Genomic DNA, 20,838 nt, shown 5'->3' with positions numbered 1-20,838 from the left:
CATGGACCCCACGCCTTCCCGCTTTGCCGGCCGCGACTTGGCCGAACTGCGCCGCCACCTCGGCAGTTACTGGAAGATGGAGGCCGGCAATGTGCTGCTTGTCCCGGTGATGGCCGGCGCGCTGGTGGTGTTTGCTGGCGACAGGCCCGATTTGGCGGCGGGGCTGGGCGCTTCGGCCTGTTCGTTCATGCTGATCGTGGGCACGGCGGCGTGGCTGCTGGTGCTGGCCCGGCTAGATGGCAAGCTGCAGGCGGCGCATCGGCTCGTCCGGTTCTGCGCCCGTGCCGAATTGCCGGCGCTGCTGTTGCTCGCCATTGCAACCCTCGCCAGCGGCCACACCATCATCACCCAGGGCTGGCCGCCGCGCAGCATCGCAGCCGTGGCACTCACCCTGCTCGGCTGGCTGGAATATGTGAATTATTATCACTGGCAGCTGCAGAATTTTGACAGTGCCATTGATCTGAAGCGGCTGCTCGCCGGGCGCGGGCTGCGCCGGGCGCACATGGGCCGGGCGGTGCGGGCACACCGGCAGGCAGCGCGCCGCACTGGCGCCCGCCGCTGAGGCGCGTATAACCGCCGGCGTGAGTGAGGATCTGCGTCTTGACCCGCGCGCCGATGAGGCGCCGGATGCGCTGCAGGAAGGCCGGTTGAGCCGGGCCTTTGTGGCCGAGGTTGCCGCTGTGCTGGACAGCGGCGACGATGATGCCCTGCGCGCGCTGGTCAGCCCGCTGCACCCGGCTGACGTGGCCGATCTGTTTGGCGCCATTCCGGTGGACGCCCGCGCGCCGCTCGCCGATGCCTTGGGCGAACTGCTTAATGCCGAGGTGATTGCCGAGCTGGACGATTATGTCCGCGAGGATGTGCTGGAGGCGCTGTCCCCCGGCGAGGTGGCCGAGGTCGTTACCCAGCTCGACACCGACGATGCGGTGGCGGTGATCGAGGATCTGGAGGCCGATGAACAGCGCGCCGTGCTGCGCGCGCTGGCGCCGGAAGACCGGGCCGACATCGAAGCCGCGCTGAATTACCCGGAGGAATCCGCCGGCCGCCTGATGCAGCGCGACCTCGTTGCGGTGACCGAGAACATGAGCGTGGGCGCGGTGATCGAACGCATCCGCGCCAGCATCGATCCGGCCACGGATTTCTGGGAAATCTTCGTTGTCGATATCGCCGGCCGCCCGGTGGGAACCATGCGGCTGAGCTGGCTGCTGACCGCGCCGCCCGATCTGATGGTGGGCGACGTGATGAAGCGCGAGCAGACGCTGATCCCGGTGGCCATGGACCAGGAAGAGGTGGCGCTGCAGTTCCAGAAATATGCGCTGATCTCCGCCGCCGTGGTCGATGCATGGGGCAAGCTGGTCGGCGTCATCACCGTGGACGACGTGGTGCACATCATCCAGGCCGAAGCCGGTGAGGATGCGCTGAAACTGTCGGGCGCCGGCGATGGCGACATCAACGAGCCGGTGGTGGAAAGTTACAAGGCGCGGGTGCGCTGGCTGGCGGCCAATCTGGGTACGGCGATGATCTCATCGAGCGTGATCGCGCTGTTTGAACCGACGATCGAGAAACTGGTGACGCTGGCGGCGTTGACCCCCATCGTCGCCAGCATCGGCGGCAATGCCGGCACGCAGACCATGGCGGTGGCGGTGCGCGCCATCGCGACCAAGCAGCTGACCGACAGCAACACCCGCCGCACCATCTGGCGCGAGGTGCGGGTGGCGATGCTGAACGGCCTGACCATCGCCGCCCTTTTGGGCCTGGGCGTGGGCATCTTGTTCAACAGCGTCAATCTGGGCGGGGTGATTGCCGCGGCGGCTCTGTTCAACATCATGGTGGCGGGCCTGGCCGGCGTGCTGGTGCCGCTGGCGCTGACCCGGCTGCGCACCGATCCCGCCGTCGCCAGTTCGATCTTCGTGACGATGACGACCGACACGATGGGCTTCCTGGGGTTTCTGGGCCTCGCCGCGCTGGTGGGTGTCGCGAACCTGCAATGACCCTGCATCTGACAAAGGTGGCCGCCGGCTGCCCGGATATCGAGACATTGGCGGCGCGGCAGGCGCACTGGTGGGGCCAGGGCCGCGCCGGGGCGCACACGCGATTCATGCCGAAACGTGCCGACGAACTGATCGGCGGATCGATGTTCTGGATCATCGGCCACCGGCTGGTGGCGCGACAGACCATCGTGTCGATTGCCATGGTGGAGACGCCCTGGGGCACGAAATGCGCCATCGAACTGCAGCCAGGGCCCGTGCCGGTGGAGCCAGTGCCGAAACGGGCACACCAGGGCTGGCGTTATCTGGCGGCTGAGGATGCGCCGCCCGATCTGGCGGCTGGGGCCCAACCGGGTGAGGCACTGCCGCCGGCGATGATGCGGGAGCTGCTGGCGCTGGGCCTAGTTTGAGGCGGCCCATTCGCAAATTGCACTTCCCTCCCCTTCCTGACAGGGCAGCGCCCTAGGGGATTAACACAGCTTGACCTTTGGCTGTGCTGGCAGCATAAGACAGTGCATGTTCTCCAATGACCGCCCCATCTATCGCCAGATCCGTGACCTGATCGTCGATCGGATATTGACGCTGGGCGATGGCGCCATGTTGCCATCGGTGCGGGCGCTGGCCGCCGAGGCCGGCGTGAACCCGCTGACAGTGGCCAAGGCCTATCAGGATCTGCAGACCAGCGGCCTGGTGCGGGCAAAGAAGGGCGTGGGCCTGTTTGCCGGCGATGGCGCCGTGCGCGCCCTGCTGGCGGCCGAGCGTGAGGCCTTCTTGACCGAGGAATGGCCGCGCGTGCAGGCCCGCATCACCCGGCTCGGGCTGGATGTGGCGGACCTGCTCGAACAGGCCTGATCACCAGGTCTCTTCATCCCACCACGGAAACACCTCGGCCGGCATGTGCTGGCTGACCGTGTCGGGATAGGCGGGCGGGCGCTTTTCCAGGAAGCTGACGACGCCTTCCTTCGCATCGCCGGAGCGCCCGCGCATATAGACCATGCGGCTGTCCAGCCGGTGGGCATCCCACGGGCTGGGGGCGCCGGCCATGCGCCACAGCATCTGGCGGGTGAGCGCCACCGAAACCGGCGCAGTGTTCTCGGCGATTTCCAGTGCCAGCGCGCGGGCGGCCGGCAGCAGATCATCGGGCGCGTGGGTGGAGCGGGTGAGGCCGCCTTTTTGCGCTTCGGCGGCATCGAACACCCGGCCGGTCATGCACCATTCCAGCGCCTGGGGCAGGCCGACGAGTTTGGACAGGAACCAGCTGGAGCCGGCTTCCGGCACGATGCCGCGCCGGGCGAAGACAAAGCCGAAGCGGGCGGTGTCGCTGGCCAGCCGCATGTCCATCGCCAGCTGCATGGTGGCACCGATGCCCACGGCCGGGCCGTTGACGGCAGCGATCACCGGTTTCAGGCTGCGGAAGATGCGCATCGTCACCTGGCCGCCGCCATCGCGGGTGGCGGGGTGGCGCCAGTCGATCGTGCCGTCGTCCTTCACTGGGCTGGCGCTGCGGGCACCGCCGAGTTTCTCGTAATCGAAGGTGGCGGCCCCAGCCGACAGATCGGCCCCGGCGCAGAACGCGCGCCCGCGCCCGGTGACGATGACCGCCTTCACCTGATCATTGGCGTCGGTCTCGTCAAAGGCGGCGATCATTTCGGCCATCATCACGCCGGTGAAGGCATTGAGCTTGTCGGGCCGGTCGAGGGTGATGGTGGCGATGGGGCCATCGATGTCGAGGGCGATCTGGGTGTAGGCCATGGGATGATTGTCCTGAATACGGGCCTGGCGGCCCCCTCCGGCGCTGCGCGCCACCTCCCCCAGTGGGGGAGGATCGGAAGGGCGGTCACCGGCCGGGTTACAGCGCCTCTTTATTTGTTGACGGCGTTACAGCGCCTCGATGATGGTGACGTTGGCCAGCCCGCCGCCTTCGCACATGGTCTGCAGGCCCCAGCGCTTGCCGCGGGCGTGGAGGGCGTGGACCAGCGTGGCCATCAGCTTGGTGCCCGATGCGCCAAGCGGGTGGCCCAGCGCGATGGCGCCGCCGTTGACGTTCAACCGGGCGTGATCGGCCTCCAGCTGTTGCAGCCAGGCCATCGGCACGGAGGCGAAGGCCTCGTTCACCTCATAAAGATCAATGTCGTCGATCTTCATGCCGGCGCGTTGCAGTGCCTTCTTCGTCGCGCCAATCGGGGCTTCCAGCATGATCACCGGGTCTTCGCCGACCACGGTCATCGTGTGGATGCGGGCCAGCGGCTTGACGCCCAGCGCCTTGAGGCCGCGTTCGTTGACGATCATCACGCCAGACGCACCGTCGCAGATCTGGCTGCTGGTTGCCGCCGTCAGCCGGCCGCCTTCGGGGTTGATCAGCTTGACGCCTTTCACCCCTTCCAGGCTGACATCGAAGCGGATGCCTTCATCCTGGGTGTGGATGTGCGGCGCGCCATCATGCGTGGTGACGTGGATAGGCACGATTTCATTGGCAAAGGCACCGGCCTTGGCGGCCTCGCCGGCGCGGCGCTGGCTTTCATAGCCATATTCGTCGAGCATGTCCTTGGTCAGCCCATATTTCACCGCGATCATTTCGGCGCCGGTGAACTGGCTGAACTGGATCCCGGGATAGCGGGCGGCCATGCCGTCGCCATAGGGCATGCCCATCCCGGCCTTGGCCGGCAGCGCCACCGTCATGCCCATCGGCACGCGGGTCATCGATTCGACGCCGGCGGCGATGACCACGTCCATCTGGCCGCTCATCACCGTGGCGGCAGCAAAATGAATGGCCTGCTGGCTGGAACCGCATTGGCGGTCGACCGAGGTGCCGGGCACCGATTCGGGCAGTTTCGACGAGAGCACGGCGTTGCGGGCGACATTGGTGGACTGCTGCCCGCCCTGGCCGACGCAGCCCATGATGACATCCTCGATCAGCGCGGGATCGACGCCGGTTTCATCCACCAATGAATCCAGCACCTTGCCGGCCAGATCGGCCGGGTGCCAATCGCGCAGCAGGCCGCCGCGGCGGCCCCCGGCGGTCCGTTTGGCGGCAACGATATAGGCTTCGCTCATCTTTCCCACTCCCGATCAATGGATTCGCGTGTCCGCACTTTACGCCGCCCACCCCCTTGGGCATTGACGGGCAAAATGATCAGGGAGGGCGAGATGCGCCACCATTGGGGAATGATTGCCGCCTTGGCCGTGCTGGTTTCGGGCCAGAGCGTGGCCGCACCCAAGCGCGCCGTGCCCGCCAAGCCGGCACCGGTGGCGGCAAAACCCGCGCCGGTGGCCGCGGCCCGGCCGGCGGTGACGAAGATCGCCCCGCTGCCCGACACGCCGGAAATCCAGGCCCTGCGCCGGGCCTTCCGCTTTGGGTTTGCCCCTTATGAGATGCTGCGCACCCGCCAGGCGCAGGCGGCGCGGATGCAGGCCGCCGGGATGGGCAGCGGCATCAACGCGCTGGTGCCGCGCCTGAAGCTGGCCGATGCCAGCAGCCGCGAGGTGACCACGCCCAACAACGACACGCTTTATGGCTCGGCCTGGCTCGACCTGTCGCAGGGGCCGGTGTTCTTCACCATCCCGCCCTTGAACCGCTATCACTCAGCCGCGCTGATGAGCATCACATCGGATGTGGTGGCGCTGCTGGGCACCCGCACGGTGGGCACGGCCGGCGGGCGCTATGCCATTGTCGGCCCCAATTTCTCCGGCGATCTGCCCAAGGGCGTGGAGATGGTGCGCAGCCAATCCAACGATGCCTGGCTGTTGGTGCGGGTGGTGGTTAATGGGCCGGATGATCTCGCCGCCGCCGCCGATGGCCTGACCCGCTACACGCTGTCGGCAGTGGGCGGGGACAATCCCATCGATCTGGCGGTGCCGGCAAAGCCGGATGGCAAGGCTTTCCTGACCACGGTCAACCTCGCCATCGAGCGGTCGGGCGATGAGCGGCTGCAGGCGCGGGCGCGCGGCTTTGCCGATCAGGGCATCGGCACGCCCTGGGAGCAGCTGAGCCCCGAATTGCAGAAATTGTGGAATGATAGCCTGCCGGCGCTGGTGGCGGAGTTGAAGGACGGGCTGGCCGGCGGCGAGACGGTCAACGGCTGGTCCTACCCGCCGCAGAACATGGCCTTTTATGGCGAGGACGATGATCTGCGCGCCCGGGTGGCGCTGGGCGGACTGGCGGCGCTGCCGCGGGTGGAGGCGGTGTATTTCACCGCCAGGAGCGATGGCGAGGGCAAGCCGCTGACCGGCGACAGGAGCTGGCGGCTGAAGATCCCGCCCGGCCTGCCGGTGGGGGCCTTCTGGTCGCTGACCATGTACCAACAGGAAGAGGATGGCCGGCTGTTCTTCGTGCCGAACGAGCTTGACCGCTTTGCCGTGGGTGACCGGTCCCGCCATTTGCGGCCCGAACGCGATGGCAGCATCGAGCTGTTCATCCAGAACCCCAAACCGAGCGGCGAGCGGGTGGTGAACTGGCTGCCGGCGCCCAAGGGCAAGTTCGTGCTGGTCTATCGCGCCTATCTGCCCGGCGCCGGGCTGCTGGATGGGAGCGTGCGCCTGCCGCCGGTGACTGAAGACGAGATGATTCCATGAGCAAGCCCGGCAAGCATCTGTTCCTCGACATCCTCCACAGCGAGGGTGTGGAGATCATCTTCGGCAATCCCGGCACCACCGAACTGCCGCTGCTGGATGCCTTCGTGGTGGAGGACCGGCTGCGCTATGTGCTGGGCCTCAATGAGGTGGTGGTGATGGGCATGGCCGATGGCTGGGCCCAGGCCACCGGCAAACTGGCCGTGTGCAACCTCCATGCCGCGCCGGGTTTGGGCAATGCTTGTGGAATGCTCTACAACGCCGCCAAGGCCGGCGCGCCGGTGCTGGTGACGGCCGGGCAGCAGGACATGTCGATCCGGCTGACCGAGCCGCTGTTGTGGGACGATCTGGCGACCATGGCGCGGCCGCTGTGCAAATGGTCGTTTGAAGTCAGCAGCATCGAGGAGCTGCCGCGCGCCGTGCGCCGGGCGGCGAAGGTGGCGCTGACGGCGCCGACCGGGCCGGTGTTCCTCTCCATCCCCGGCGACATCCTGAACGCGGTGGCGCCGGCCGATCTGGACATTGGCGCGCCCACCCGCATTGGCCCTGCCCTGCGCGGCGATGCGGCCGAGGTGACCCGCGCCGCCGACCTGATCTGCGCGGCCGCCAATCCGATCATCTTTGCCGGCGATTGCGTGGCCAACCGCGATGCCTTTGCCGAGATGGTGGCCTTTGCCGAAGCCGTGGGCGCGCCGGTTTACATGGAAGGCATGGCCAACCGCGCCGCCTTCCCCAGCAACCACCCGCTGTTTGCCGGCACGGTGCCGCGCATGACCCCGGCGCTGCGGGCAGCGACCCGTGACCATGATCTGGTGATCAGCATTGGCGCCGATCTGCTGACCCAGAGCCAGGCGACCGGGGTGGAGGGGCTGGAGCCGGGCAAGCGTCTCGTTCATCTCGATGACAATCCGTGGGAAATCGGCAAGAATTTCGCCGCCACCGCCGCCATCCAGGGCTGCCCGAAGGCGACGCTGCCGGAATTGACGGCGCTGGTCGCGGGGTGTGGCGCTGCCCGCCGGGCCGGGGTGGAAGCCAAGATTGCCGAGGCGAAGGCCGCGCTGCTCGCCAAGGCCGAGGCGGCGATGGCTGCGCAGCCCATGGACCCTTTGGCCGTGCTGAAGCGGCTGGGCGAGGTGATGCCGGAGGATGCGATCATCATCGAGGAACTGCTGTCGTCCGGCATGAATGTCGTGCGCAGCCTGTTGCCGGCGACGCGGCCCGATTCATGGTTCGGCATGCGCGGCGGCGGCATTGGTGTCGCCCTGCCCCAGGCCGCCGCGATGCAATTGGCCAATCCGGGCCGGCCGGTGGTGGCGCTCTCCGGCGATGGCAGCCTGATGTATTCGGCCGCCGCGCTGTGGACGCTTGCGCACTACAGGCTGCCGGTGGTGACGATCGTGTTCAACAATGCGTCCTACCGCATCCTGAAGCAGCGGACGCGGGCGATCGGCGACCATGCCGCCCGCGAAGACATTTATCCGGCCATGGACCTGACCGAGCCTGCCATTGATTTCATGGCGCTGGCGGCGGCGCATGGCGTGGCCGGCGTGCGGGTGGAGAGCATCCCGGCGTTGATCGCGGCGTTTGAGGCGGCGCTGGCCAGCGATGCGCCGACGCTGATCGAGGTGCCGGTGGCGCGGGCGATCTGACGGGTCGCGGCGGTTCCGGTTCAACGGGCGCGCCCCCTCCGTCGCCTGCGGCGCCACCTCCCCCAGAGGGGGAGGATCAGCGGCGGCGCGCGAGCGCGCGCCTCAGAACACCACGACGCTGCGGATGCTCTTGCCCTCGTGCATCAGGTCAAAGGCCTGGTTGATGTCTTCCAGGGCAAGCACGTGGGTGATCATCGGATCGATGGCGATCTTGCCGTTCATGTACCAATCGACGATTTTCGGCACATCGGTCCGGCCCTTGGCGCCGCCGAACGCCGTGCCTTTCCACACCCGGCCAGTGACGAGCTGGAAGGGCCGCGTGGCGATTTCCTTGCCGGCTTCGGCGACGCCGATGATGATCGATTCGCCCCAGCCGCGGTGGCAGGCTTCCAGCGCGGTGCGCATCACGTCGGTGTTGCCGGTGCAATCAAAGGTGTAATCGGCGCCGCCGTCGGTGAGGGCAACGAGGTGGGCGACGAGATCGCCCGACACGTCCTTCGGGTTGACGAAATCGGTCATGCCGAACTGGCGGCCCCAGGCTTCGCGGTCGGGGTTGATGTCCACCCCGACGATCTGATCGGCACCCACCAGCTTCAGGCCCTGGATGACGTTGAGGCCGATGCCGCCCAAGCCGAAGACGATGGCGCGGGCGCCGGGTTCGACCTTGGCGGTTTTCACCACCGCGCCGACGCCGGTCGTCACCCCGCAGCCGATGTAGCAGGCCTTGTCGAACGGGGCGTCGGGGCGGATCTTGGCCACCGCGATTTCGGGCAGCACGGTGAAGTTGGAGAAGGTGGAGCAGCCCATGTAATGGAAGATGGGCTCGCCCTTGTAGCTGAAGCGGGTGGTGCCATCGGGCAACAGGCCCTTGCCCTGCGTCGCGCGGATGGCGGTGCACAGGTTGGTCTTGCCGCTGAGGCAGCTTTTGCACTGCCGGCATTCGGGCGTGTAGAGCGGGATGACATGATCGCCGGGGGCGACGCTGGTGACGCCGGGGCCGACCTCACGCACGATGCCGGCGCCTTCATGGCCGAGGATGGAGGGGAAAATGCCTTCCGAATCCTTGCCTTCCAACGTGTAGGCATCGGTGTGGCAGATGCCGGTGGCCATGATTTCCACCAGCACCTCGCCGGCTTTCGGGCCATCGAGATCAACGTCGACGATTTCGAGCGGCTGGTTGGGCGCGAAGGCGACGGCGGCGCGGGTTTTCATGGTGGGTCCCCTGTTGAGCCCAGTTGTTGAGCTTTCGCCACACTTGCCGCGCAAGCGGGGGGCTTGCCAAGCCCGCAGCGGGCGTTTCGCTTGCTTTTTGGGCCGGATGCGGCCATTGGGCAGGCCAGCCGGGTTGCGTCGCAGCGCCGGCCTTTCGCGATGCACATGCAACAGGGAATTTTCATGCGGTTTGCCAACGGGATGCAGGCGTAACATGCCGAAAGAGGATATCATCCGGATTGAAGGTGAAATCACCGAAATCCTGCCCGACGGCCGTTTCCGCGTGAAACTGGAAAACGAACACGAGATCATCGCCTATACCGCCGGCAAGATGCGCAAGAACCGCATCCGCTCCATCGTGGGTGACCGGGTGCATGTGGAAATGACGCCCTATGACCTGGACAAGGGCCGCATCGTGTTCCGCGAGAAGACGGCGCCGATGCCCATGAACCAGCGGCGGTTCTTCCGCCGCTGAGACAAGCGCACCAGCGGCGGTTCTTCTGCTGCTGAAAAGAGTGCACCAGCGGCGATTGTGGTCGCCGCCTGCGCGTCATCCCCATTGATATTCCGGGCGGCGGGCTGCGATGCGGCCGCCGTCTTCGTGCGCCTGGCGCCGTCCTGTATGACAAATTATCCACCTCAGGCCAAAGGCCGGTGAAACGGGCTGTCGTCCGTCGATGCAGCTTGACAATCGCTTATCGTTTTCCTAATCAATGGTTAACAGAAGGTTTCCATTTTGGGTCAAGGGGAACAGGCAATGATTCGTCACACGGTCACGGCTTTGAAGTCGCAGCACACGCCGGCGGGCGCGGTTCTGGATCGGTTCTGCGGTCCGGGTTGGACGGCGACGCCGATCAAGATGCTGGAAATGCTGCGTTCGGGCGTGCATGAATTTGAACTGGCCGGCGCGCCGGATCTGCGTGTCGTCGCCAACCGCACCAATGACGGCGCCTGGGATTTGGCGATCGTCGGCCGCAATGGCAATCGCGTGGCACCGACCAGCCTGCCGCACTGGCAGGAAGACCGGCCGCGCATGGCCGCCCCGGCCAAGCGCCGCTGGTGGCAGGTGCTGCTGGATCCGGATGCCGCCGAGTAAGGCCGGCAGACCCATCATCTTGCCCGATCAAAAGGGGCGGTCAGCATCGGCTGGCCGCCCCTTTTCGTCTGAGCCGGCCAAGTGGCGGCGGCTTATTTCACCCGGTCCCCCGGCTTCAGGCCGATGCGATCCGCCTCCCCGGCGGCGAGTTCGATCACATCGGCAGCCACGCCGGCCGACGGCAACACATCGCGCGAATAGGGTTGGCCACGCTGCACGTTGAGCACGCGCCTGGTCGGCGAGACGAAGATGATATCCAATGGCAGGATGGTGTTTTCCATCCAGAAGCCGGTGGCGCGCGGCGGGATCATCGGAAAGCTCATGCCGGTGCGCGGCGCCATGGTTTCGCGGAACATCATGCCGCACGCCTGCTGATCGGCGGTGCGTGCCACCTCCACCTGATAGGTGAACTGGCCTTTGGCGGTGATGAAGCTGACCTTGCGGGTGGCAAGGCCGGCGTTGGGGCAGGGCGTGGCGGCCCAGGCGGGTGTGACAAATGCCAGCGTGGCAGCGGTGGCAAGGCAAAGAAGCAGGCGCGGCGCGATCATGCCCCCTTATCGGGCATTTCGGCGAAAACGGCCAGAGGGCCCTTGTGGCCCGGCGCCACCCGCACCAGCACGGCATCGCCCGGCTGGGGATCGGAATAGCCGGCGCGGCGCATGGTTTCCATGTGGATGAAGATATCGGGCGAGCCATCGTCACGCATGACAAAGCCATAGCCTTTCAGCCGGTTGAACCATTTCACCGAAACCGGTTCCAGCGGGCCGGCGGCAGCGAGCATGGCCTGGGGGTTGACGCGATCAGCCGCGCGGGCAGCGGCGGTTTCGGGATCGGGCCCGATGGCGGTGGAGAGATCCAGATCGATGATGCGTCGGGCCTGACGGCCACGATCACGTTCCACCACCACGGCGGTGACGGTGCAGCCTTCGGGCAGACTGCGCCGGCCCAGTTCGCGCACGACGGAAAAATGCACCAGCACGTCACGGCCTTCGCCCGTGCCGGGCAGCATGAAGCCATAGCCGCGCACCGGATCGAACCATTTCATCGTGCCGCGAACGATCACCTCGTCGGGCGCCAGTTCCAGCGATTGCACGTCCACCAACGCCACTCCCCCCCGGCCACTGCCCCCCCAGGCGAGCCAAATTCCACTTTCCCTCGTGCTGAAGTATTAACGCGAGATAACGGATTTGCAAACGGGAAACCGTCGTGTTGGCGCCCTGATCTTGCCGCTGTGCAGCACCCATGCCAGACAGGTACGGCAGCAAAAGGGGCAGGCGATGAAATTGTCGGGTTCAGTCGAGATTGCGGCGGCGCGTGAGACCTTGTGGGCGGCGCTGAACGATCCCGATGTGCTGGCGCGTTGCATCGACGGGGTGGAGCAGCTGGTGCGCACCGAAGGCGAGGTGCCGACCTTTGACGGCACGCTGAACGCCAAGGTGGGGCCGGTGCGGGCGAAGTTCGGCGGGCAGGTGCGGCTGGAAAACATCGTTGCGCCCGAACGTTATCGCCTGGTGGGTGAAGGCAAGGGCGGCGTGGCCGGCTTTGCCAAGGGCGGCGCCGATGTGGTGTTGACCGTGCTGGGCCCGGCGCTGACGCGGCTGGATTATGACGTGGATGCGCAAGTGGGCGGCAAGCTGGCGCAGCTGGGCGCGCGCCTGATCGAAGGCACCGCCAAGCAATATGCCGAAAATTTCTTCAACGCGCTGAAGGCCGAGGTGGAGGGCAAGGACGCTGCCCCCGCGCCGGAGCCGGTGGCTGCGCCGGCCGCAGCGGCGCCGGCGTCGGGCGGCTTGTCGCCGCTGGTCTGGGGCGGCGGGTTGGTGCTGCTGGTGCTGGGCTTCCTGGCCTGGCAATGGCTGGCATGACCGGCGACGAGGATCTGGCCACGCTGGCCCGCGCGTTGGAATGGCAGCGCGGCGGCAATGACGTGGCGGTGGCGACGGTAATCAGCACCTGGGGTTCGGCGCCGCGGCGCGAAGGCAGCCACCTGGCGGTGCGCGCTGATGGCCTGTTTGAAGGCAGTGTGTCAGGCGGCTGCGTGGAGGCCGAGGTGATCCTGGCCGCACAGGCGATGATCGCCGATGGGGCGGGCCATGCGGTGCTGGAATTTGGCGTGGCCGATGCGGTGGCGTGGACGGCCGGGCTTGCCTGCGGCGGGCGCATCGCGATCCTGCTGCAGCGGTTGGCCGATGATGGCCTGCCGGCGGCGCTGGTGGCCGATGTGCTGGCCCGAACCGCGGCGGGCGAGGGCATGGCGATCAGCAGCGATCCGGCCACGGGGCGCAGCGCTGCCGGGCGCGATGGGCCCTTCGTGCGCGATTATCCGCCGCCGCGCCGGCTGTTCATCATCGGGGCGGTGCATATCGCACAGGCGCTGGTGCCGCTGGCGCAGGGGCTGGGCGTGGCCACCACCGTGATTGATCCGCGCGGGCTGTTTGCCGCCGACGACCGTTTTGCCGGGCTGGTGCTGGACCGGCGCTGGCCGGATGAAGCGCTGGCCGAACATCAGCCCAACGCGGCGAGTGCGGTGGTGGCGCTGACCCATGATCCCAAGATCGATGATGTGGCGCTGGCCTGTGCGCTGCAATCCCCGGCCTATTATATCGCCGCGCTGGGCAGCCGGAAAAACCATGCCGGGCGGCTGGAGCGGCTGGCGGCGCTTGGGCATGGCCCGGATGATCTGGCGCGGGTACATGGGCCGGCGGGCCTCGCCATCGGTGCCATCGGGCCGGCGGAAATTGCCCTGTCCATCGCGGCGCAGATGACAGCGATGTGGCGGCAGGCGTTGATCCGCGCATGAAATTTGGCGAACTGCCGCTGGACCGGGCGTTGGGCGCGCTGCTGGCGCATGGCCAGATCATCGGATCGCGGCGGCTGGCCAAAGGGCATCGGCTGACGGCGGATGATCTGGCTGCCGCCAAGGTGGCCGGCATCACCAGCCTGGTGGTGGCCCAGCTGGAAGCGGACGATGTGGCCGAGGATGCAGCAGCAACGGCGCTGGCCGCCGCATTGGCCGGGCCGGGCGCGCGGGTGCTGGCGCCGGTGCATGGCCGGGTGAACATCGCGGCGGCGGCCGATGGCCTGCTGCAGCTGCCGCCGGCGATGGTGGCAGCGGTGAACCGGGTGGACGAGGCGCTGACGCTTGCCACCCTGCCCGACGGCCAGCGCGTGGCGTCTGGCGAGATCATCGCGACGATCAAGACCATCACCTATGCGGTGCCGGCCGCCGTGCTGGCCAGGGCGGTAGCGGCGGCGCGGCCGATGGCGGTGGCGGCCTTCCGCCCGCGCAGCTTTGGCCTGATCGCCACCAGCCTGCCCGGCACTTCGGCCAAGGCGCTGGAAAAACTGGAACGGGTGACGGCGGCGCGGGTGGCGGCGCTGGGCGGTGCGTTGGCGGTGGCACCGCCCTGCCCGCATGTGGCCGAAGTGCTGGCGGCGCAGTTGCGCAGCGTTCCAGGCAATGTGCTGCTTGTGGCCGGGGCATCGGCGACGGTGGACCGGGGGGACGTGATCCCCGCCGCCATTGTGGCCGCCGGTGGCCAGGTGCTGCGGCTGGGCATGCCGGTCGATCCGGGCAATCTGCTGGTGCTGGGCGTGCTGGACGACCGGCCGGTGATCGGCCTGCCCGGCTGTGCGCGAAGCCCCAAGCGCAATGGGTTCGACATCGTGCTGGAACATCTGGCGGCTGGCCTGCCGGTGGATGGCGCGCTGATCGCCGGCCTGGGCGAAGGCGGCCTGTTGCCCGAAGCGGAACGGCCTCAACCGCGCGCCGTGGCCGGGGCGCCGGGCCGGGTGGGCGCGGTGGTCCTGGCCGCCGGCCGATCGAGCCGCTTTGGCGACGGGCACAAATTGCTGGCGCTGTGGCGCGGCCAGCCGCTGGTCGCGCATGTGGTGGATGCGATTGCCGCCGCCGGCCTGCCGCCGCCGGTGGTGGTGCTGGGCCACCAGGCCGACGCGGTGCGGGCGGCGCTGGCGGGGCGCGATGTGCGGTTCGTGATCGCGGCGGACTGGGCGGATGGCATGGGCCGCAGCCTTGCGGCCGGGATCGCGGCCGTGCCCGATGGTTGGGAGGCGGCGCTCGTCTGCCTGGCGGACATGCCGGCGGTGGAGCCAGACCTGGTCGCGGCGCTGGCCGCTGCGGCGGGGGACGTGGTGGCGCCCGTGTGGGATGGCCGGCGCGGCCACCCGGTGCGCTGGCCGCGCAGCGCCTTTGGCCGGTTGCGCCAGCTGACCGGCGATGCCGGCGGCCGGAGCATCATGGCCGATCATGTGGTGACCGAAGTGCCAGCGCCATCGGCCGCCTGCCTGCACGATATCGACACGCCCGATGCGTTGGACTGGTTGAAGCGGCAGGATTGATTGTCTGCAATTGCATGTTAATGGGAATGGGTGAACACGCCCCTGCCCTTGCCCACCGTTGCCGATGTCTGCACTGCGGCCAAGGTACGCCGGCTGTCGCGGCGGGTGAGCCAGATTTATGATGAGGCGCTGACCCCGCATGGGCTGACGGTGGGGCAATATGGTTTGCTGGCCTGCCTGTCGCGGCGGCGCGGCACCACGATCGGGGCGTTGGCCGGGATGTTGGCAGCCGATGCCTCCACTGTGTCCCGTCTGGTGCGGCCGTTGGAGTCCGCAGGGTTGATCAGCATCCGCGCATCAACTGAGGACAAACGGAGCAAGCTGGTGTGGCTGTCTGACGATGGCCATCGCCGCCGCAGCGCCGCGCAGGCGGGCTGGCAGGCGGCGCAGGCCCGGATTGCCGAACTGTTGGGTGACAGCCGGCTGGCCGCCCTGCGCTTCATGCTGGACGAGGCGCACGAACGCCTGGAGACTGCGATATGACTGCAATTGCACGCAATGGCGTGGCGGTGGTGATCGGGGCCGGTGATGCCACTGGCGGCGCGGCGGCGGCGGCCTTTGCCCGCGATGGCCTGATCGCGGTGCCGGTGCGCCGCAATGGTGACCAGTTGGGGCCGCTCAATGACCGGATCGTGGCCGAAGGTGGCCGCTGTGTGGCCGTCGGCGCCGATGCCCGCAACGAGGCGGAGATGATCGCCCTGTTTGACCGGATCGAGGCGGAGATTGGCGCGGTGGAGGTGCTGGTGTTCAACATCGGCGCCAATTCGCCAATGCCGATCCTGGAGGAGACAGTGCGGCGCTATACCAAGATCTGGGAAATGTGCGCGCTGGCCGGCTTCATCACCGGCCGCGAGGCGGCGCGGCGCATGGTGCCGCGGGGGCGGGGCACCATCATCTTCACCGGCGCGACGGCTTCCTTGCGCGGATCGGCGGGCTTTGCCGGCTTTTCCGGCGGCAAGTTTGCGCTGCGCAGCCTGGCCCAGGCCATGGCGCGCGAGCTGGGACCGAAGGGCATCCATGTCGCCCACAGCATCATCGATGGCGCCATCGACACTGACTTCATCGCCAGCAATTTCCCCGAGCGTTATGCCCTGAAGAGCGAGGACGGCATCCTGGATCCAGAGGCGATTGCGGCGGAATATGTGCGGCTGCACCATCAGCCGAAGAGCGCCTGGACGCACGAGCTGGACCTGCGGCCGTGGATGGAAAAATGGTGAAGGAGAGAACGTGATGCCCAACCAGATCGAGTTTCTGTTCGATGTGGGTTCGCCCACGGCGTTCCTGGCCTGGCACCGGTTGAAGGGGATTGCGACCCGCACCGGCGCGCCGCTGGTGAAGGTACCGATCCTGCTGGGCGGGGTGTTCAAGGCCACGGGCGGGATGCCGCCGGGCAGCGTGGCGGCCAAGGGCCGTTGGATGAACGAGGATATGCAGCGCTGGGCGGCGCGCGATGGCATCACGCTGGTGATGAACCCGAATTTCCCGGTGAACACCATCGCGATGATGCGGATACTGGCCGCGTTGCAGGGCGATCCGCGCTTTGATGCGGTGGGCGACACGCTGTTTGCCGGCATGTGGCAGCAGGCGCGCAGCATGGCTGATCCGGAGGTGGTGGCCGCCACCCTGGCCGAGGCCGGGCATGATGCGGCCGGGCTGCTGGCGCTGGCGCAGAGCCCGGAGGCGAAACAGCGCCTGCTGGAAAACACCGAGGCGGCCGTGGCGCGCGGCGTGTTTGGCGCGCCGACCTGTTTCGTGGCCGGGCAGATGCATTTTGGCCAGGACCGGCTTGAGTGGGTGGAGGCGGCGGCGCGGGGGTGACGGGCGGCTGATTTTGGGCTTGCTGGCCCCCTCCGCCCTGCGGGCACCTCCCCCAGAGGGGGAGCATCGAAACGAAAAAGGCCCGGCAGATTGCTCTGCCGGGCCCTTTTGTTTGGCGTGTCCGCCTGATCAGTCGCGGTTGCCCATGAAGCTGAGCAGGAACTGGAACAGGTTGACGAAGTTCAGATAGAGCGTCAGCGCGCCCATCACCGCGGCCTTGCCGGCGAAATCGGTGCCCTGAACCTGCCAGTACATGTCGCGCAGGCGCTGCGTGTCATAGGCGGTGAGGCCAGCGAAGATCAGCACGCCCAGGATGTTCACCGCCAGCTGCAGCCCCGAAGAGCCGATGAAGATGTTGGCGATGGAGGCGATGATGATGCCGACGAGGCCCATGAACAGGAAGCGGCCCATGGCCGACAGATCCTTTTTCGTGGTGTAGCCATAAAGGCTGAGCGCGCCGAAGCTGGCCGCGGTCACGAAGAAGGTCTGCGCCACCGACGCGCCGGTGTAGCGGGCGAAGATGGTGCTCATCGACACGCCCATCAGCGCGGCATAGGCCCAATAGAGGCCCTTGACCGTGGTGGTGGACATGCGGTGCAAGCCGAAGCTCATCGCCATGACCATGACGAGCGGCGACAGCATGGCGCCCCAGCCCAGGATGGTCGGGCGGCCAAATTCGTTGAAGAAGACCGAGAACAGCGCCGGGCTGGAATAGACCAGCAGCGCGACGATGCCGGTGAGCAGCACGCCGGACGCCATGTAATTGTAGATGCCTAGCATGTAGCTGCGCAGGCCGGCGTCATAACCGACCGCTTCGGGGGCCTGGGCCCGGAAGGCAGCAAGCCGGGGGTCCATATTATTGGCCATGATATTCATCCTCCTGTGGCCGACGATTGGTCGGCGACAGCTGCAATATCGGGCATGTTGGCTGAATATTCAATGACCCGTGCGACGGGACGCAGCGTTCAGAGTTGTCGCAGCACCGCAGCCGGGCGGGCGGAGAGGGCCTGCCAGTTGCCGACGAGGCCAAGGAAAATCGTCGCGATGGCCCCCACCACCACGGTGATCACCACGCGCGGCCAATCCGGCGTCCATTCCAGGTTGAACACCTGGGTGATGACGAACCAGCCGGCGGCGCTGCCCAGCAGCAGCGCGAGGCCGGCGACAATCACGGCAATCGCGCCATATTCGGCCAGCGTGGCGCGCACGACCTGGCCGCGGGTGGCGCCGAGCAGCTTCAGCAGGACGGCATCATAGGTGCGGGCGCGCGCGCCGGCGGCGATGGCGCCGACCAGCACCGCGATGCCGGCGGCAACGGTGACGCTGGCGGCGGCGCGGATGGCGGCGGAAAGCTGGCCCAGCAAGGTCTGCACCTGGCCAATCACATCCTTCACCCGGATGCTGCTGGCGGTGGGGAATTCGCGGGTGATGGCGCGCTGCAGGGCTGGTTCGGCGCTGGTCGGCACCTGCACGGTGGCCATCCAGCCGTGGGGCGCCGCCTCCAGCGTGCCGGGGGCGAAGAGGATGGCGAAGTTGAAGCCGAGCGACTGCCAGTCGATCTTGCGCGTCGAGGCGATGGTGGCGGTGATTTCAACGCCGAGGACGGAGAGGGTGATATTGTCGCCGATCTTGAGGCCGAGGGCGCGCGCGGCGTCTTCATCGATGGAGACGAGCGGCGGCCCGGCATAATCACGCGGCCACCATTTGCCCTGGACGATGCTGTTGCTGGCCGGCAGATCGGCGGCATAGGACAGGCCGCGATCACCGCGCAGGATCCAGGCTTCGGGGGCGTTGATCTTTTCGGCCGGCACGCCGTTCACCGCCGTGACCGGGCCGCGCAGCGAGGGGACGATGACGGTTTGCGCCCCCGGTGCGGTGGCGGCGACGCGGGCGGCGAAGCGGTCTTTCGCGTCGTTGGGGATATCGAGCACGAAGAAGCTGGGCGCACGGGTGGGGATGGTGCGGTTGATCTGGGCGGCCAGCGTGCCTTCGATGCTGGCCAGCGTGGCAAACAGGGTGAGGCCAAGGCCAAGCGCGACGATGAGGTTGCGGGTGGGCGCGCCGGGGCGGTGGAGATTGGCCAGCGCCAGCCGGGCCAGCGTGCCGCCGGGGCGGGGCGCGCGGGTGGCGGCCCATTTGACCAGCGCCGCCAGTGCCCACAACAGCAGGATGAGGCCGATGGCACCGGCGAGGAAGCCCATGACGAACAGCTTCTGTTCCGCCTCGATGATGGTGAGCGCCAGCACCAGGGTGATCGCCGCCGCGATGGTGGCGATGGTGCCGAGGCCGGGCCGGGCGCGGCGTTCGGTGAGGCTGCGCAGCAGGCGGGCAGCCGGCATGGCGGCCCCCTGCCCCAGCGGCCACAGCGCGAAGGCCAGCGCGACCAGGCTGCCATAGGTGGCGGCGAGCGCCAGCGCCCCCCATTGCGGACCGGGCGCCGGCGGGACGGGCAGGCTGTCCGCCGCGAACTGGCCGACGGCGGCGGGGATGAGCGCGCCGATCAGAAGGCCGATCAGCACGGCGCCGGCCGACACCAGCGCCAATTGCCAGAGATAGACAGCGCGGATGGTGGCGCTGTCGGCTCCCAGCACCTTCAGCGTGGCGATGGTGCGGGTGCGTGCGCCCATGTAGGCCGAAACGCCGCCGGCAACGCCGACGCCAGCGACCACCAGCGCGGTGAGGCCAACCAGCGTGAGGAACTGGCCCAGCTGGGTGACGAAATTGCGGGTGCCGGGCGCGCCATTGCTGCGATCGCGCACGCGGCCGCCGCCGGCTTTCACCGCGGCCTCCAGCCGGGTGCGGGCGGATTCGATGCTGGTGCCGGGCGGCAGTTTGATGCGGTAATCCACGGTGAACAGGCTGCCGAGGCCCAGGAGACCAGCGCGATCGAGATCGGCGCGGTGGATAACGAGGCCGGGGCCGAAGCCGAAGCCGTCGGCGGCGCGGTCAGCCTCTTCCACCAGCGGGCCGAGGTAGCGCAAGCTGACCTGGCCGAGGGTGATGCGGTCCCCCGGTTTCAGGTTCAGCTTGTCGGCCAGGGCCGGCTGGGCGGCGGCGGTGCCGGGGATGATATGGGCGGCGCCGTCGATGACCACGCGGCCATAGAGCGGCCAGCGGTCGTCCACCGCCTTCACTTCGGCCAGCACGGCATCGCCGCCGCTGGCATTGGCCGCCATCCCGCGCAGCTTCACCACCTCGTTCACGGTGCCGGTGGCGCGGATGGTGGCAAGCTCCTCCGCGGAGGCGAAGCGGCCGGAGAGGCGCACGGCGACATCGCCGCCGAGCAGATCCTGGCCGCGTTCGGCCAAGCCGGCGTTGATGGCGCTGGCGAGGCTGCCGACCCCGGCCAGCGCAGCCACGCCGAGCACCAGGCACACGGCGAGGATGCGCAGGCCGGCAAGGCCGCCGCGCAGTTCGCGCAGGGCAAGGCGGAGCGAGAGGCTCAGAGCACTTCCGCCAGCAGGCCGGTCATCGCCGCCCAGCTGCGCCGGTCGGCATCGGGGCTGTACATGGCGGTGCCCGGCGCGTTGGCATGTTCGTTGGTGAAGCTGTGCCAGGTGCCGCCATAGGCATGGATTTGCCAATCGGCGCCGGCGGCGGTCATCTCGGCAGCCAGCGCGTGATGGTCCTGCGGCGGGGTGTAGGGGTCTTCCCAGCCGTGCAGGGCCATGACCTTGGCGGTGATCGGGCCGGCAGCGCCGAGACCGGGGTTGTAGATGCCGTGGAAGCTGACCGCCGCCTTGATGCGCGGATCGCAGGCGCGGGCGACATCCAATGCGCACAGGCCGCCGAAGCAATAGCCGATGATGGCCATGCGTTCATCGTCCACCTGCGGCAGGGCAGCGGCGGCATCGACAGCGGCGATCAGGCGGCGGCGCAGGGCGGCGCGATCGGCCACCCAGGGGCCCATCAGGGCGCTGTTGTCACCGGCCGGATCACCGCGCCGGCCCTTGCCATAGACATCGATGGCGACCGCGACATAGCCAAGCGCGGCCAATTTGTCGGCGACATTGTTGTCCCACGCGGTCTGGCCGACCCAATTGGGGGCGATCAGCACGCAGCTGTGCGGGCCAGGGCCGCTGGGCAGCGCGACATAGGCTTCGCATTCGGCATCGCCGTCGAAATAGCTGAGGCTGGTCATGATATT

The 20,838-nt window shown here is 67.9% G+C and carries 22 protein-coding genes; 14 read left to right on the top strand and 8 right to left on the bottom strand.

Going from position 1 to position 20,838, the window contains the following annotated elements:
- The first annotated feature begins 1 nt into the window (after position 1).
- The 4 genes from AC6BOR_RS13505 to AC6BOR_RS13490 all read left to right on the top strand — a co-directional run bounded on the left by AC6BOR_RS13505 (position 2) and on the right by AC6BOR_RS13490 (position 2,840).
- On the top strand, positions 2–562 hold the full coding sequence (locus tag AC6BOR_RS13505; RefSeq protein WP_498058900.1) for a hypothetical protein: 561 nt from the start codon (positions 2–4) through the stop codon (positions 560–562).
- 19 nt (positions 563–581) lie between these two features.
- Positions 582–1,991: a magnesium transporter gene (gene mgtE, locus AC6BOR_RS13500; protein ID WP_498058899.1), complete on the top strand. Its 1,410-nt coding sequence runs from the start codon at positions 582–584 to the stop codon at positions 1,989–1,991.
- Positions 1,988–2,398: a DUF1489 family protein gene (locus tag AC6BOR_RS13495; protein WP_498058898.1), complete on the top strand. Its 411-nt coding sequence runs from the start codon at positions 1,988–1,990 to the stop codon at positions 2,396–2,398. The genes mgtE and AC6BOR_RS13495 overlap by 4 nt, the downstream gene beginning before the upstream one ends.
- A gap of 106 nt (positions 2,399–2,504) precedes the next feature.
- Positions 2,505–2,840 (top strand): GntR family transcriptional regulator, encoded by a 336-nt coding sequence (locus AC6BOR_RS13490; RefSeq protein ID WP_498058897.1) that lies wholly within the window; start codon positions 2,505–2,507, stop codon positions 2,838–2,840.
- Here the strand turns inward: AC6BOR_RS13490 and AC6BOR_RS13485 are convergent, their stop codons facing one another.
- Positions 2,841–3,740, bottom strand: coding sequence for a crotonase/enoyl-CoA hydratase family protein (locus AC6BOR_RS13485; RefSeq protein WP_498058896.1), 900 nt, complete (start codon positions 3,738–3,740; stop codon positions 2,841–2,843). It abuts the gene before it with no gap.
- 126 nt (positions 3,741–3,866) lie between these two features.
- Complete coding sequence (locus tag AC6BOR_RS13480; RefSeq protein WP_498058895.1) at positions 3,867–5,042, bottom strand: acetyl-CoA C-acetyltransferase; 1,176 nt, start codon at positions 5,040–5,042, stop codon at positions 3,867–3,869.
- A gap of 111 nt (positions 5,043–5,153) precedes the next feature.
- Here AC6BOR_RS13480 and AC6BOR_RS13475 point away from each other — a divergent pair, with 111 nt between their 5' ends.
- Together AC6BOR_RS13475 and AC6BOR_RS13470 are read left to right on the top strand one after the other, a co-directional pair.
- Positions 5,154–6,560, top strand: a complete 1,407-nt coding sequence (locus AC6BOR_RS13475) for a DUF1254 domain-containing protein (protein WP_498058894.1) — start codon at positions 5,154–5,156, stop codon at positions 6,558–6,560.
- A complete protein-coding gene (locus AC6BOR_RS13470) occupies positions 6,557–8,206 on the top strand; it encodes a thiamine pyrophosphate-binding protein (RefSeq protein ID WP_498058893.1) in 1,650 nt (549 codons plus the stop codon). Before AC6BOR_RS13475 ends, AC6BOR_RS13470 begins: the two co-directional genes overlap by 4 nt.
- A gap of 102 nt (positions 8,207–8,308) precedes the next feature.
- Here the strand turns inward: AC6BOR_RS13470 and AC6BOR_RS13465 are convergent, their stop codons facing one another.
- Complete coding sequence (locus AC6BOR_RS13465; protein ID WP_498058892.1) at positions 8,309–9,418, bottom strand: S-(hydroxymethyl)glutathione dehydrogenase/class III alcohol dehydrogenase; 1,110 nt, start codon at positions 9,416–9,418, stop codon at positions 8,309–8,311.
- A gap of 214 nt (positions 9,419–9,632) precedes the next feature.
- On the opposite strand from AC6BOR_RS13465, the gene infA reads away from it, so the two are divergent.
- Positions 9,633–9,893: a translation initiation factor IF-1 gene (gene infA / locus AC6BOR_RS13460; protein ID WP_086116965.1), complete on the top strand. Its 261-nt coding sequence runs from the start codon at positions 9,633–9,635 to the stop codon at positions 9,891–9,893.
- A gap of 282 nt (positions 9,894–10,175) precedes the next feature.
- A complete protein-coding gene (locus AC6BOR_RS13455) occupies positions 10,176–10,514 on the top strand; it encodes a hypothetical protein (protein WP_498058891.1) in 339 nt (112 codons plus the stop codon).
- A gap of 92 nt (positions 10,515–10,606) precedes the next feature.
- Here AC6BOR_RS13455 and AC6BOR_RS13450 read toward each other — a convergent pair whose 3' ends face one another.
- Positions 10,607–11,062, bottom strand: a complete 456-nt coding sequence (locus AC6BOR_RS13450; protein ID WP_498058890.1) for a DUF192 domain-containing protein — start codon at positions 11,060–11,062, stop codon at positions 10,607–10,609.
- Positions 11,059–11,613: a cold-shock protein gene (locus AC6BOR_RS13445; RefSeq protein WP_498058889.1), complete on the bottom strand. Its 555-nt coding sequence runs from the start codon at positions 11,611–11,613 to the stop codon at positions 11,059–11,061. Before AC6BOR_RS13445 ends, AC6BOR_RS13450 begins: the two co-directional genes overlap by 4 nt.
- A 178-nt stretch (positions 11,614–11,791) precedes the next feature.
- Here AC6BOR_RS13445 and AC6BOR_RS13440 point away from each other — a divergent pair, with 178 nt between their 5' ends.
- Genes AC6BOR_RS13440 through AC6BOR_RS13415 form a run of 6 tightly spaced genes read left to right on the top strand, consistent with a single transcriptional unit; the run spans position 11,792 to position 16,691 of the window.
- The gene (locus AC6BOR_RS13440) at positions 11,792–12,379 is read left to right on the top strand and encodes an SRPBCC family protein (RefSeq protein ID WP_498058888.1); all 588 of its coding nucleotides are present in this window, start codon (positions 11,792–11,794) and stop codon (positions 12,377–12,379) included.
- Positions 12,367–13,314, top strand: a complete 948-nt coding sequence (locus tag AC6BOR_RS13435; protein WP_498058887.1) for an XdhC family protein — start codon at positions 12,367–12,369, stop codon at positions 13,312–13,314. The genes AC6BOR_RS13440 and AC6BOR_RS13435 overlap by 13 nt, the downstream gene beginning before the upstream one ends.
- The gene (locus AC6BOR_RS13430; RefSeq protein ID WP_498058886.1) at positions 13,311–14,873 is read left to right on the top strand and encodes an NTP transferase domain-containing protein; all 1,563 of its coding nucleotides are present in this window, start codon (positions 13,311–13,313) and stop codon (positions 14,871–14,873) included. Before AC6BOR_RS13435 ends, AC6BOR_RS13430 begins: the two co-directional genes overlap by 4 nt.
- 30 nt (positions 14,874–14,903) lie before the next feature.
- Positions 14,904–15,356 carry a MarR family winged helix-turn-helix transcriptional regulator gene (locus AC6BOR_RS13425; protein WP_498058885.1) on the top strand — a complete coding sequence of 151 codons (453 nt, stop codon included), beginning with the start codon at positions 14,904–14,906 and terminating at the stop codon, positions 15,354–15,356.
- Entirely contained in the window at positions 15,353–16,090 is a 738-nt protein-coding gene (locus AC6BOR_RS13420; protein ID WP_498058884.1) for an SDR family NAD(P)-dependent oxidoreductase, read from the top strand. The genes AC6BOR_RS13425 and AC6BOR_RS13420 overlap by 4 nt, the downstream gene beginning before the upstream one ends.
- Positions 16,091–16,103: 13 nt before the next feature.
- Entirely contained in the window at positions 16,104–16,691 is a 588-nt protein-coding gene (locus AC6BOR_RS13415; RefSeq protein WP_498058883.1) for a 2-hydroxychromene-2-carboxylate isomerase, read from the top strand.
- Between the two features lie 129 nt (positions 16,692–16,820).
- On the opposite strand, the gene AC6BOR_RS13410 is transcribed toward AC6BOR_RS13415, so the two are convergent.
- The 3 genes from AC6BOR_RS13410 to AC6BOR_RS13400 form a co-directional block, all read right to left on the bottom strand.
- The gene (locus AC6BOR_RS13410) at positions 16,821–17,558 is read right to left on the bottom strand and encodes a Bax inhibitor-1/YccA family protein (protein WP_498058882.1); all 738 of its coding nucleotides are present in this window, start codon (positions 17,556–17,558) and stop codon (positions 16,821–16,823) included.
- A 98-nt stretch (positions 17,559–17,656) separates the two neighbouring features.
- The gene (locus AC6BOR_RS13405) at positions 17,657–20,059 is read right to left on the bottom strand and encodes an ABC transporter permease (protein ID WP_498058881.1); all 2,403 of its coding nucleotides are present in this window, start codon (positions 20,057–20,059) and stop codon (positions 17,657–17,659) included.
- A gap of 74 nt (positions 20,060–20,133) precedes the next feature.
- Positions 20,134–20,832, bottom strand: a complete 699-nt coding sequence (locus AC6BOR_RS13400; RefSeq protein WP_498058880.1) for a dienelactone hydrolase family protein — start codon at positions 20,830–20,832, stop codon at positions 20,134–20,136.
- Positions 20,833–20,838: the final 6 nt, after the last annotated feature.

It is taken from the genome of Sandarakinorhabdus sp. FBCC-B8862 (assembly GCF_059745315.1).
The sequence above is the reverse complement of the archived record's forward strand: the minus strand, read 5'-3'. Positions and strand labels throughout refer to the sequence as shown.